This window comes from Sphingobium sp. B1D7B, from assembly GCF_025961965.1.
GTDB lineage: Bacteria > Pseudomonadota > Alphaproteobacteria > Sphingomonadales > Sphingomonadaceae > Sphingobium.
This window is the reverse complement of sequence record NZ_JAOQOR010000001.1, coordinates 141,345-154,624: the sequence shown is the minus strand read 5'-3', so window position 1 is coordinate 154,624 and position 13,280 is coordinate 141,345. Positions and strand designations below refer to the sequence as shown.

Here is a 13,280-nt window from a genome sequence, read left to right as displayed (position 1 = left end):
GAGGCCGGTGTGCGGGCAAGAGGGAGCGTGGAACCGTGCCCACCACCCCCCAACTCCCTCTTGCCCAACCCGGAGCTGAATGGAGATGACCGTCCTTGCGATCGACCGCTGCACGCATGCCGGCTCACAATCCCCTTGCGCCGTTCGCTCAGGGGGCGTGGAGCCTGTGTGGAGCGGGCCGCACCGGCCCTTGCGTGGTGGTGTCAGCGGGCTATACCGCGCAGGAGCTTCAGGTGCGACCCGGGACACAGGGTGCCGGGCGATGAAGGCACAGGGAAGCCACAACGGACGGACCATGAGAGGTGAAACGGGAACCGATAGCGGTCCTGTCGAAGGGCAGGGGCTGGCCAGTGCGCTGATGGCGCATCGCGTCCAGCTCATCCGCTTTCTGGTTGCCCATGGCGCCGGGGAGGCCGCCGAGGATCTGTTTCAGGAATTGTGGATGCGCGTCACCCAGCGCCCGACCGGCCCGGTCGGCAATCCGCTGGGCTATCTGTATCGCGCCGCCAACAACCTCATGGTCGATCGCTATCGTGCCGAGCGGCAGGCCCGGGCCCGCGACCAGGCGTGGACGGAGGCGCGCGGCATGGGCGAGGTCGTACCCGAGCCGACTGCGGAAGCGCAGCTGATTGCGCGCGAGGATTTGCGGCGGTTCGACCGCGCGCTGGAGGCGCTGGGCTCGCGCGCCTCCCAGGTTTTCCGCCGCTATCGTCTTGATGGCGTGCCCCAGCGTCAGATTGCCGCCGAGCTGGGGGTAAGCCTCAGCACGGTCGAGAGCGATCTGCGTCGTGCTTATGCTGCCCTGCTGGCCGCAAGGAGACAGTCCGATGACGCATGATCGGCAGGCGGGGATGGACCCGGCGGACGCAGCGGCCATCGACTGGCTGATGCGCCAGCGCGATCCGGCCTTCAATGCTTGGGAGGCCTTCACCGACTGGCTCGAGAGCGATCCGGCCCATGCGACGGCCTATCACCAGCTCGCCGCGCTGGATGCCGATCTTGATACCTTGCCCGCTCGCCCGGAGGACATCTGGCCGGAGGGTGGCGCCGTAGCGCGGGACGGGGGCCGGGCTGCCTCGCCCACGCCGCCTATCCCGCGCCGGTTCAGCCGTCGGCTGTGGGTGGGCGGTGCGCTCGCTGCTTCCATCGCCGGCATGGTCGGCATCGGCCTGTTTCAGGCGTCGTCGGATAGCTACCGGGTGAAGACCCCATTGGGCCGCTCGCAAGTGGTCACCCTTGTCGATGGCAGCGAGATCGCGGTGAACGGCGGCTCCTCGGTCAAGCTCAGTCGCAGCGATCCGCGCCGGATCGAGCTGGAGGAAGGGCAGGTGCTCGTCTCCGTCGTCCACAAGGATGCTGCGCCATTCCGTGTGTCGGTCGGCGGCGCCGAGCTGGTCGATGTCGGCACGGTGTTCGATGTCGCGCGCAATGACGGGCGGATCAGCGTGGCCGTGTCGGAAGGCGCGGTGGTCTACAATCCGCGCGGCGCGGCGATCCGCGTCGATGCCGGCTATCGCTTCACCGTGCGGGATGATGGCAGCGCGACGGACCTGAGCGCGGTCAGTCCCGCAGCGGTAGGCGGCTGGCGCGCCGGCCAGCTCGTCTATGATGGTGTGCATCTGGATGATGTCGCGGCGGAAGTCGCGCGCACCACCGGCATTGCCCTGCGCACCACGCCAGCCGCGGCAGGCATCCGCTTCCGCGGGGCCCTGCGCACCGATCTGCCCGAGGAACGGCTGGTGAACGATCTCGCGGCCCTTTCCGGCACCTCTGCGACAAAGGAAAGCGGAGGGTGGACGCTCTCAAGATAGCTCGTGCCCAGCTGGCGCTGTTCGCCACGGCGGCGCTGCTGGGCGTCGCCGGGCCGGCCGCCGCGCAGGCGCCGCAGACCCGGCCCATCGACGTGCCTGCAGGGCGCTTGTCCGATCGGGTGCCGCAACTCGCGCGGCAGGCGGGCATCAGCATCAGTGTGACCAGCGACGCGCTCTGGCGCACAAAGGTCAAGCCCGTGCGCGGCACCATGACGCCGGCCGAGGCCATTGCGCGGATGCTGGCCGGCACGCGCAGCCGGGCCGTGCAGTTGAGCGCCACGAGCTGGCGGATCGATGCGGTGAGCGCGCCCGCTGCCGTAGCGCAGGCGCAAAGGCCCAGGCGTCCGGTCGCTCCGCCACCCCCTCCGGCCCCGCCGGCCGAAGTGGAATCCTTCGTCGTCACCGCCAGCAAGCTCGATCAGCGCTATGAGGATTATCCGGGCGCGGTGCATCTGCTCGATGGCAGTGACCTGCGGTTTGGCGGTGAGCGCGGCACGGACTCCATCGCCTCGCGCCTCGCCAGCGTTGCCTCGACGCATCTGGGCTCCGGGCGCAACAAGCTGTTCATCCGGGGCATCGCCGATTCCAGCTTCACCGGGCCAACGCAGGCGACGGTAGGGCAGTATCTGGGCGACCTGCGCCTCACCTATAATGCGCCGGACCCGGATCTGCGCCTGCAGGACATCAAGCAGGTCGAGGTGCTGGAGGGCTCGCAGGGCACGCTCTATGGTGCGGGGTCCCTCGGCGGCATCATCCGGCTGGTGCCTAATGATCCTGATCCGCGCGGGTTCACGGTTGAGACCAGCGCTGGGCTCAGCTTCACCCAGCATGGCGAGCCGGGCGCCGATGTCGCCGCGACCGTCAACATGCCCATCGGCACGCGCGGCCATGCCCTGCGCCTGACCGGCTATGGCATCACCGATGGCGGCTATATCGACAATCCGGTGCGCGGCGTGAACGATGTCAACCGCACGCGCATTGCTGGCGGGCGCGCCGTGCTGCGGTTGGACCTGGGCGATGCATGGACGGTGGATGTCGGTGGCATCTATCAGTCGACGCTCATCGACGATTCCCAATATGCCGACCGCGATGCCCCGCCGCTCACCCGCAACAGCTTTGTCGTCGAGGATGCCAATGCCGATTATGGCATGGCGACGCTGGTGGTCCGCAAGGATTTCGGCGCGCTGCGCTTCCAGTCCTCCAATGCCTATGTCAGCCACGGTCTGGACGAACGCTTCGATGCGACACGGGCGGATACGCTCCCACGCGTGTTCGAACAGCGCAACCGCACGCGGATGCTGACCAGCGAGACGCGGCTGTGGCGCCCGGTCGAAAATGGCTTTGGCTGGGTGCTGGGCGTTAGCGCCATCGACAATGAGGCCGAGCAGCGCCGCGCCTTTGGCCTCACCACGCTGCGTGCAGCGACCACGGGCGTGCGCAATCGGGTCACGGAATTGACCGGCTATGGCAAGCTCAGCGTCGAGGTGTCGCGCGGCATTTTGCTGAGCGGCGGCGGGCGGATCACCCACAGCCGGCTGAGCGGCAGCGCGGAGGATGTGCAGCCGCTGTTCGCCCTGCAGGGCGGCGATATTGTTGCGAGCCGGACCGAAACCAAGCTGCTGCCCTCCGGCGAGGTGCTGGCGCATCTGGTGCCGGGGCTCACCGTCTATGCCCGCTATGAAGAGGGCTTCCGCCCCGGCGGCCTTGCCATCGAATCCCAGTTCGTCCGCCAGTTCCGCAACGATCACATCCAGAGCCTGGAAGGCGGGGTACGGATGGGCAGCGCTTATTATGGCTTCGCCGCCAGCCTTTCGGCCGCTTATGCCTATTGGCGCGACATTCAGGCCGATTTCATCGACGGGACCGGGCTGCCGACCACGGCCAATATCGGCAATGGCCGCATCACCTCCATCGCCGGCAGCCTCTCGCTCTTCCCGATCGAGGGGCTGCAGATCGATCTCAATGCCGTCTACAATCACAGCCGCGTCATCGCGCTGACGCCCGAGGCGTTCCGGCTTGCCGCGCTGCGGGCCACTGATTTGCCGGTGACCAACGCCCTGGCCCAGCTTCCCGCTTTGGGCTCTCTCGGTCAGCTCAGCGCGGATGCCTCGCCTGGCAGCATTCCCAATGTCGCGGAATATGCGGCGCAGGCCCGCATCGATTATCGCGTGCCGCTGGGGGCGGCGGATCTGCGGCTGGCCGGCTGGCTCAAATATATCGGTCCCTCGCGCCTTGGCATCGGGCCGGTGCTGGGCGACGAGCAAGGCGATTATGTCGATACCGGCGTCACCGCCCGCTACGGCGATACGCGACGGGGGGTGACGCTGTCGCTCACCAACCTGCTGGACACAACCGGCAACCGCTTCGCGCTCGGCACGCCCTTTGGCACCGGCACCGGCGGCTACACCACCCCCCAGCGCCCGCGCACCGTGCGCATTGCGGTGGATTATCGCTATTAGGTCTCACGCGTGCTCCTGCGGAAGCAGGAGCCCAAGGCCCAACCGACCACCTTATCTGCCCGAGGCTCCTGCTTTCGCAGGAGCACTGGATCGCCTCCAGCCCACCACCCGCCTTGCCCCACTCGCGCCGTCGGGTTAGCACAAGCCAAGCGATCACAATCACATAGCGAGGGCTCGTGGCACAGGCGGGGACGGACAGCGCACCAAAGGGTATCCTCGGCTGGATCGAGCGGACGGGCAACAAGCTGCCCGATCCGGTGTTCATCTTCTTCTACCTGATCCTCGCGCTGGTACTGATCTCGCTCGTCGCCGCGCTGGCCGGCCTGTCGGCCGTGCACCCGACGCAGGTCGATGCGCAAACCGGCGCGCCGGTAACGATCACCGCCCAGAGCCTGCTCGGCGCGGAGAATATCCGCCGCCTGTGGGTCGAGATGCCCGCCACCTTCACCCATTTCCACCCACTCGGCTATGTGCTGGTGGTGATGCTCGGCGCGGGCGTGGCCGAGCGCTCCGGCCTGTTCGGCACTGCCATGCGCGCCAGCGTCGCCAATGCACCGGCGATGCTGCTGACGCCGATGGTCGCCTTCGTCGCCATGATGGGCAATCTCGCCGCAGATGCGGCCTATGTCGTGCTCGTACCGCTGGCCGGCATCATCTATGCGGCGGCCGGTCGCCATCCCGTCGCCGGGATCGCGGCCGCCTTTGCCGGCGTGTCCGGCGGCTTCTCGGCCAATCTCCTGCCCGGCCAGCTCGACGCGCTGCTCTTCGGCATCACCCAGCAGGCCGCGCAGTTGCTGGATGCCGACTGGCAGATGAACATTGCCGGCAACTGGTTCTTCATGGCCGCTTTGCTCATCCTCTACATCCCGGTCATCTGGTACGTCACCGACCGGATCATCGAGCCACGCCTTGGCGGCTATGTGCCGCAGGGCGAGGCGGCGATGATTGCGGGCACGCCGGATGCCACCGCCGAACAGCGCCTCACCACCGCGCAGCGCAAGGGCCTGCGCCACGGCGGCCTGGCGATGCTGGCGGTGGTCGCACTCTGGGCGATCATGGCGCTGATGCCGGGTGCGCCACTGGTCGATGCAAATGCAGCGGTGCCGGAGGCGCGACTGACGCCCTTCTACCAGTCGCTGGTCGGCGGCTTCTTCCTGCTCTTCCTTGCCGGCGGCTGGGCCTATGGCAAGGCGGCGGGCACCATCGCCGATCATCGCGACGTGGTGAAGATGATGAGCGGGGCGATGGGCGACCTTGCTTATTATCTCGTCCTCGCCTTCGCGGCGGCGCATTTCGTGGCGATGTTCGGCTGGTCCAATCTCGGCCTCATCTTCGCGATTCACGGCGCCGGCGGTCTGCAGGCCGTCGCCTTGCCGACGCCGGTGCTGCTGCTCCTGATCGTGCTGTTTACCACCGTGCTCAATCTGTTCGTGGGCTCGGCCAGCGCAAAATGGGCGCTGCTCGCCCCGGTGCTGGTGCCGATGCTGATGCTGCTCGGGATCAGTGCGGAGACGACGACGGCCGCCTATCGCGTCGGCGATGGGGCGACCAACATCATCTCGCCGCTGATGGTCTATTTCCCGCTGATCCTCATTTATTGCCAGCGCTGGGTGCCGAGCTTCGGCCTTGGCAGCCTTGCGGCGGTCATGCTGCCTTATTCCCTCTGGCTGCTGCTCTTTGGCGGGGCACTGCTCGCCGGCTGGACGCTCCTCGACCTACCGCTCGGGCCGAACGCGCCCGTGCATCTGCCTGCGGTGCTGCCCGGCAGCTGATTGCTGCCTGGGCTTTCCCCGCGCCCTTCTGCCGGGCTTGAAATCGGCCCGGCGAGCAACCTTATTGGATGCACGCCGCGCATCTCGCCCGGTGACCCAAGGGGAAGAGGGCGCGCATGACTTCGCGGAACAGGCACTGGATGTGGGCCGATGCGGTCGACCTGCTGGATCGTATGCAGCGCCTCCAGCAGCAGAATTATGCGCCCGTCCGCGCCGCCAGCGGTCCGCCGGCCTGGGAGCCACCCGCCGACATGATCGAGACGGCGCATGAGGTGCTGGTCATCGTGGCGCTGCCCGGCGTCGATGCCGAGAAGGCGGAGGCGTTCATCGAGGATGGCGTGCTCATCGTGCGCGGCCAGCGCATCCTGCCGCCGGAGCTGCGCACCGCGCGCATTCATCGCCTCGAATTGCCGCAGGGCCGCTTCGAGCGCCGCCTGCCGCTCCCCGGCGGCCAGTATCAAGGCGTGCGTCGCGCCGCCGTGAATGGCTGCCTGCTCGTTACGCTCAGCAAGGTCGATGGAGGCCGCTTCTGATGGACGTTCTGACCACGAACACCGCCAATCCCACGTCCACCGGCGCCGCGCAGCCCCAGGGCGCCGCGCCCGGCGAGACGCAGCCTTTCCGCCCGCTGCCGGAGGATGCGATCATCATCGTCCCCGTGCGCGGCTTCGTGCTGTTCCCTGATGTGGTGATGCCGCTGGCGCTCAGCCGGGCCATCTCGGTCAACGCCGCACAGGCTGCGGTGCGCGAGAGCCTGCCGATTGGCGTGCTCACCCAGCGCGATGCGGGCGTCGACGCCCCCGTCCCTGCGGACATGCACGCCATGGGCACGCTCGCCAATGTGCTGCGCTATGTGACAGCGCCCGATGACACCCATCACCTCATCCTGCAGGGCGAAACGCGCTTTCGCATTGTCGAGTTTCTGGAAGGCTGGCCGTTCATGGTCGCGCGGGTCGAGAAGCTCGCCGAGCAGGAGGACAAGACGCCGGACGTCGAGGCGCGGCTGATCCATGTGCGCAAGCAGGCGCTGGAGACCGTGCAGCTGCTGCCGCAGGCGCCGCAGGGTCTGGCCGAGGCGATCCAGAACATCGCGTCGGCCTCGACGCTGGCCGATACCGTTTCCGCCTATCTGGACGTGGACACCACCCAGAAGCAGGAACTGCTGGAGACTGTCTCGCTGCCGGCGCGGCTGGACCGTGTCTCACGGCTGCTGGAGCAGCGCCTGCAGGTGCTGCGCCTCTCAGCCGAGATCGGCAAGGACGTGCAGGAGACGCTGACCAGCCGCCAGCGCGAGGCGATCCTGCGCGAGCAGATGGCCGCGATCCAGCGCCAGCTCGGCGAGGATGATGGCCGCGCGGCGGAGATCGCGGAGCTGACCGAGAAGATCGAGGCCGCCAAGATGCCCGAGGCGGTCGAGAAGGAAGCGCGCAAGGAGTTGCGGCGGCTCGAGCGGATGCCCGAGGCCGCCGCCGAGCATGGCATCATCCGCACCTATCTCGACTGGCTGACGGAACTGCCCTGGGACATTCCCGAAGAGCAGCCCATCGACATCGCTAAGGCGCGCGAGACGCTCGATGCGGATCATTATGGCCTCGACAAGATCAAGCGGCGGATCGTCGAATATCTCGCCGTGCGCAAGCTCGCGCCCGGCGGCAAGGCGCCGATCCTGTGCTTCGCCGGCCCGCCCGGCGTCGGCAAGACCTCGCTCGGCCAGTCCATCGCGCGGGCCATGGGGCGCCCGTTCGAGCGGGTGAGCCTGGGCGGCGTGCATGACGAGTCCGAGATCCGCGGCCACCGCCGGACCTATGTCGGCGCCATGCCCGGCAACATCATCCAGGCGATCCGCAAGGCCGGGCGGCGCGATTGCGTCATCATGCTGGACGAGATCGACAAGATGGGGCGCGGTGTGCAGGGAGATCCCTCCGCCGCCATGCTCGAAGTGCTCGACCCCGAGCAGAATGGCAGCTTCCGGGACAATTATCTCGGCGTGCCGTTCGATCTCTCGCGCGTGGTGTTCATCGCCACGGCCAACATGCTGGACACGATCCCCGGCCCGCTGCGCGACCGCATGGAGATCATCACCCTCTCGGGCTATACCGAGGATGAGAAGCTGGCGATTGCCCAGCGCTATCTCGTCGCGCGCCAACTCGCCGCCAATGGTGTCACGGCCGAGCAGGTGACGGTGGACGATGCCGTGCTGAGCGAGATCATCCGCTACTACACCCGCGAGGCGGGCGTGCGGAACCTGGAGCGGGAGATCGGCAAGACCATCCGCAACGCCGCCGTGCGGATTGCCGAGGGCAGCGCCGCGCAGGTCTCCATCGACGTCGATGATCTGCACGAGGTGCTGGGCGACCGCATCTTCGAGAATGAGGTGGCGCAGCGCACCAGCGTGCCCGGCGTGGCCACCGGCATGGCCTGGACGCCCGTCGGCGGCGACATCCTGTTCATTGAGGCAACGAAGATGTCCGGCTCCGGCCGGCTCATCCTCACCGGCCAGCTCGGCGACGTGATGAAGGAAAGCGCGCAGGCGGCGCTGAGCTTGCTCAAGAGCCGAGCCGACAGCCTCGGCGTCTCGGCGGAGCTGTTGGAGAAGAGCGACATTCACGTCCATGTCCCCGCCGGCGCCACGCCCAAGGACGGGCCAAGCGCGGGCGTCGCCATGTTCATGGCGCTCACCTCCCTGCTCACCGGCCGCACGGTGCGCAGCGATACCTCGATGACCGGGGAGATTTCCCTGCGCGGTCTTGTGCTGCCGGTAGGCGGTATCAAGGAGAAGGTCGTCGCCGCCGCGAGTGCCGGCATCACCCGCGTCATGCTCCCCGCCCGTAACAAGCGCGACTATGACGACATTCCCGCCAATGCGCGGGAGAAGCTGGAGTTCATCTGGCTGGAGACAGTCGAGGATGCGCTCGCGGCGGGGCTGGACGATCCGATCTTGCTTGCCAAGGAGCCTGCCGAGCCGACGGACGCCTGACGTCCATCAGCCCCTCCCCTTCAGGGGAGGGGAAGGGGGTGGTGGCGATGCGCAGCATCGCTCGCATTGCGAACATCCGTGGTGGTTGAGCCCTACCCCAACCCCTCCTCTGAAGGGGAGGGGCTAAGGCGCGCACAAACAGCTTAACCCCCATTCAAAGCGCGAAGGTCACGCGCCCCTCGGCATCGATCGGCCAGGCCGGATTCCAAGCAATCTCCCAGGCATGGCCGTCCGGATCGGCAACATAGCCGCGCATCCCGCCATGGGGCGGCGCGTCGGCGGCACGCAGCAGTTCGCCGCCCGCTTCGACAAGCCGGGCAATCAGCGGCGCGACCTCCGCTTGCGTCGCGACATTATGCGCCAGCGCCACCGAAGCAGCGCCATGGCCAGCCACCGGACGCTGCATGTCCTGCGCCAACGCGTCCTTCGCCCAAAGCCCGAGGACGAAGCCGTTCATCTGGTAGAAGAGGATGTCCTCCCCCTCGTACACCGGCGTCCAGCCGAAACCCACGCTATAAAAGCGCCGCGCGCGTGCTAGATCGCCGATGCCCAGCGTGATGACGGCGATCTGTTGCTGCACGGGCGGCCTCCGCTGTCAGTCCTTTACCGCGACATTGCGCAGCTGGATCAGCCACTTGCCGTTAACGCGCACCACGTCGTCGCGTCCGCGACCGGCGGCGGCGAGGCGCGGCGGAGGATTGAGCGCGCGGTCGGCGAACACCGTCTGCCAGTAGTAATTCACCTGCGCATGGTCGCGGTCGATGAAGGTGATGGTCTGGTTGCTCATCATGTGGTGCATCGCGCCGATATGCTCGCCCTTGGCCCGGCGCTCCTCTTGGCTGGTCTTCATGGCGGTGATCATCTTGCGCAGCGCCTCGCTGCCCTTGACGTCGTTGAACGCGCCGTCGGGCGTGAACTGCGCGGCATAGGCCTCGGCATTCAAGCTGTCGGCCGCGCGCACATAATCCCACATCAGCTTCTCGATCTGGGTGCGGTCCTGCACTTCCTGCAGGATGCGGGCGTGATCGGCCTGATCGCCATGCCCGGCATGTTGCGCGAGCAGCGGGGCAGGCTGAGCGACCAGCATGAGTGCGCTCAGCGCCACGCCGGTCAGAGTTGTGCGTGTCGTCATTTGTCCTCTCCCTGTTTATGATTCAGCCGGCCGGCGGCGGCACGGGCTGGGACGGCGCGGCGGGCGCGGCCGTCGGGGCTGCGGCGGGCGGCGGGGCGGCGGGCAGCGTCGCCGGGTCCCAATGCTCGTCGGCCTTGCCATCGACAAAGCGCCACATGTCGAACCAGGTCGTCGTGTAGGTCTTGGAAGGATCGTTGGGATAGGGCACTTCCCGCACGAAGCTGACCGTCACAAAATCACCCTCGGCCTGCACCGCCACCACCGGCGTCTTCATCTTCTCAGGGATCGGCGTGGGCGTGCGCTTGGCGACGTTCATGAAGAAGTCCATCACGGCCTTGAGGCCTGAACCCGCCATCGGATTATGCTGGATGTAGCGATCGGTGAGGTACAGCGGCGCGCGGTCCCAGTGATTGGCCTCCAGCAGCTCCTTCACGATCTTGAGTGCGGCCTGCTTGTTGCGATGCAGCTTTGGGTCGGGACTCGTGAACAGCGATTCGGGGTCGGGATGCGCCACCACCGCGTCATTGAGTGCCCGCATCTGGGCATGGGCAGGCGCGGTGCTCAACAGCAGCGCAGCGGCGATCAAAGGCAACGAGATCTTGGTCGGGGAGACTCGCATCGGGCAGATCCTCTCGCTTGGTCTTTTAAACCATTAGGACCGTATGTATCGCCCGGCGCGAACCCCGGCACAAGCCCAAAGCGGTCCGGCTATTTGCCCAGCACGAAGCGGGCGCCGGCCTCGGCATGGATGGTCGTGCTGTCGTAGATCGGCAGCACATTGGCGTTCACGTCCACGATCAGGTCGAGCTCCGTGCAGGCCAGGACCACGGCCTGCACATCCTCCTTGGCGATGTTGGTCAGCTCGGTCTTCATGTAGCGCTCGGCCTCGCGGGTGATGATGCCGGCTGCCAGCTCGGTATAGACGAGCTTGTCGATGCCCTCGGCCAGATCGGCCTCGGCGGGCAGCAGTGAGACGCCGCCCTCTTGCACCAGATGCTGACGATAATCGCGGTCGCTCATGACATTGCTGGTGCCGACCAGCGCGACCGATTTCACCTTGTCCGCCTTCAGCCGCGCACCGATCTCGTCGATGATGTGGATCACCGGCAAGTCCACCGATGCATCGATCTGCGGCACCACCTTGTGCAGGCTGTTGGCGCAGATCATCAGCGCTTCTGCGCCGGCCGCCTGCAGGCGCTTGGCTGCGCCGACCATGTGGCCGGCGCCGCAATCCCAGTCATTGGCCGAAGCGCAGCGGGCGACATCGGCAAAGTCGAGGCTGTCGATCAGCAGGGTCGCGCTGTGCAGCCCGCCCAGCTCGCGCTGCACGGAGCGGTTGATGAGGTCGTAATAGCGGGCCGTGGACGTCCAGGAGATGCCACCGATCAGTCCAAGCTTGCGCATCAAAACTCCATCTTGCGTGTCAGTGCCCGAGCGACTTGACGATCTCTTCGACCATCTTCTTGGCATCGGCGAGCAGCATCATCGTGTTGTCCATGTAGAAGACGTCATTGTCCACCCCCGCATAGCCCACGCCGCCCATGGAGCGCTTCACGAACAGCACGGTCTTGGCATTGGCCACATCGAGGATGGGCATACCATAGATCGGCGAGGACTTGTCCGTCTTGGCCGCGGGATTGGTCACGTCATTGGCGCCGATGACGAAGGCAACGTCGGTCTGCGCGAACTCGCTGTTGATGTCCTCCAGCTCGAACACCTCGTCATAAGGCACATTCGCTTCGGCCAGCAGCACGTTCATATGGCCGGGCATGCGGCCTGCTACCGGGTGGATGGCATATTTGACGCTGACGCCCGCCGCCTTGAGGATATCGCCCATCTCGCGCAGCGCGTGCTGCGCCTGGGAGACGGCCATGCCATAGCCCGGCACGATGATGACGCTATCTGCCTGCTTCATCAGGAACGCCGCGTCTTCCGCGCTGCCGCGCTTCCACGGGCGCTGCTCCTTGGCCTCGCCATCGCCGCTCGCTGCTTCTGCGCCGAACCCGCCGGCGATCACGGACAGGAAGCTGCGGTTCATCGCCTTGCACATGATGTAGCTCAGGATCGCACCGGAAGAGCCGACCAGCGCCCCGGTGATGATCATCGCGCTATTGCCCAGTGTGAAGCCCATCGCAGCGGCGGCCCAGCCCGAATAGCTGTTCAGCATCGAGACCACGACCGGCATGTCGGCCCCGCCAATGGGGATGATGAGCAGGAAGCCAATGACGAAGGCGAGGACGAGGATAATCCAGAAGTCCATCGGCGCCTGGCTGTGCCAGAAGCCGTAGGTGAAGAAGAGGATCGCCAGCAGCGTGCCGATGTTGATGATGTGGCGCCCCGGCAGCAGGATGGGCTTGCCGCTCATATTGCCGTTGAGCTTGAGGAAGGCGATGACCGAGCCCGAGAAAGTGATCGCGCCGATCGCCACGCCCAGCGCCATCTCGATGCGGCTGGCGGCATGGATCGCGCCGGTCAGCTCGTCAGCAATGCCGAAGGACACCGGGCTGAGGAAGGCGGCGACGCCGACCAGCACGGCGGCAAGGCCGACAAGGCTGTGAAAGGCCGCGACGAGCTGCGGCATGGCCGTCATGGCAATCCGCCGCGCGATCACGAAACCGAGCACGCCGCCGATGATGATCGCCACGCCGATGCGCGGCATCGCCACCGCATCATGCGTCGCCACGGTGGTGCCCACCGCGATGAACATGCCGAGCATGCCGAAGCGATTGCCGCGCCGGCTGCTCTCCGGGTTGGAAAGGCCGCGCAGCGCCAGAATGAACAGCACGCCGGAAATGAGATAGGCGAGGGCCGCCAGAGGCCCGACAGGCAGGAACGCCAGCATCACTTGCGCTCCTTCTTCTTGTACATCGCCAGCATCCGCTCGGTCACGGCAAAGCCCCCGAAGATGTTGATCGAGGCCAGCACCACACCGATCAGCCCCAGCCACTCAGCCAGCGGATTGCCAGCCTCCGCCGCCGCGATGAGCGCGCCGACGATGATGACCGAGGAAATCGCGTTGGTCACCGCCATCAGCGGCGTATGCAGCGCGGGCGTGACCGACCACACGACATAATAGCCGACGAAGCAGGCCAGCACGAAAATCGAAAGAATCGCAATGAAGTCCATGAT

General features: G+C 66.6%; 12 protein-coding genes. 6 read left to right on the top strand and 6 right to left on the bottom strand.

Features of this window, described 5'->3' with window-relative positions; genetic code table 11:
• Positions 1-295: 295 nt before the first annotated feature.
• From M2336_RS00730 to lon, 6 genes are all read left to right on the top strand, one after another.
• Entirely contained in the window at positions 296-838 is a 543-nt protein-coding gene (locus M2336_RS00730; RefSeq protein WP_264573544.1) for a sigma-70 family RNA polymerase sigma factor, read from the top strand.
• On the top strand, positions 828-1,811 hold the full coding sequence (locus tag M2336_RS00725) for a FecR family protein (RefSeq protein ID WP_264573543.1): 984 nt from the start codon (positions 828-830) through the stop codon (positions 1,809-1,811). Before M2336_RS00730 ends, M2336_RS00725 begins: the two co-directional genes overlap by 11 nt.
• Positions 1,793-4,270, top strand: coding sequence for a TonB-dependent receptor (locus M2336_RS00720; RefSeq protein ID WP_264573542.1), 2,478 nt, complete (start codon positions 1,793-1,795; stop codon positions 4,268-4,270). The genes M2336_RS00725 and M2336_RS00720 overlap by 19 nt, the downstream gene beginning before the upstream one ends.
• Positions 4,271-4,446: 176 nt before the next feature.
• Positions 4,447-6,042 carry an AbgT family transporter gene (locus M2336_RS00715; protein ID WP_264573541.1) on the top strand — a complete coding sequence of 532 codons (1,596 nt, stop codon included), beginning with the start codon at positions 4,447-4,449 and terminating at the stop codon, positions 6,040-6,042.
• Between the two features lie 116 nt (positions 6,043-6,158).
• A complete protein-coding gene (locus M2336_RS00710) occupies positions 6,159-6,575 on the top strand; it encodes an Hsp20/alpha crystallin family protein (protein WP_264573540.1) in 417 nt (138 codons plus the stop codon).
• A complete protein-coding gene (gene lon / locus M2336_RS00705) occupies positions 6,575-9,019 on the top strand; it encodes an endopeptidase La (RefSeq protein WP_264573539.1) in 2,445 nt (814 codons plus the stop codon). The genes M2336_RS00710 and lon overlap by 1 nt, the downstream gene beginning before the upstream one ends.
• A gap of 154 nt (positions 9,020-9,173) precedes the next feature.
• Here the strand turns inward: lon and M2336_RS00700 are convergent, their stop codons facing one another.
• The 6 genes from M2336_RS00700 to M2336_RS00675 all read right to left on the bottom strand — a co-directional run bounded on the left by M2336_RS00700 (position 9,174) and on the right by M2336_RS00675 (position 13,277).
• Entirely contained in the window at positions 9,174-9,599 is a 426-nt protein-coding gene (locus tag M2336_RS00700) for a VOC family protein (RefSeq protein WP_264573538.1), read from the bottom strand.
• Positions 9,600-9,614: 15 nt separating this feature from the next.
• Entirely contained in the window at positions 9,615-10,151 is a 537-nt protein-coding gene (locus tag M2336_RS00695; RefSeq protein ID WP_264573537.1) for a nuclear transport factor 2 family protein, read from the bottom strand.
• 22 nt (positions 10,152-10,173) lie between these two features.
• Positions 10,174-10,770, bottom strand: a complete 597-nt coding sequence (locus M2336_RS00690; RefSeq protein WP_264573536.1) for a nuclear transport factor 2 family protein — start codon at positions 10,768-10,770, stop codon at positions 10,174-10,176.
• Between the two features lie 89 nt (positions 10,771-10,859).
• Positions 10,860-11,555, bottom strand: a complete 696-nt coding sequence (locus M2336_RS00685) for an aspartate/glutamate racemase family protein (RefSeq protein WP_264573535.1) — start codon at positions 11,553-11,555, stop codon at positions 10,860-10,862.
• 19 nt (positions 11,556-11,574) lie between these two features.
• The gene (locus tag M2336_RS00680; protein ID WP_264573534.1) at positions 11,575-12,993 is read right to left on the bottom strand and encodes an NAD(P)(+) transhydrogenase (Re/Si-specific) subunit beta; all 1,419 of its coding nucleotides are present in this window, start codon (positions 12,991-12,993) and stop codon (positions 11,575-11,577) included.
• Positions 12,993-13,277: an NAD(P) transhydrogenase subunit alpha gene (locus M2336_RS00675; RefSeq protein ID WP_264573533.1), complete on the bottom strand. Its 285-nt coding sequence runs from the start codon at positions 13,275-13,277 to the stop codon at positions 12,993-12,995. The genes M2336_RS00680 and M2336_RS00675 overlap by 1 nt, the downstream gene beginning before the upstream one ends.
• Between the last annotated feature and the right edge of the window lie 3 nt (positions 13,278-13,280).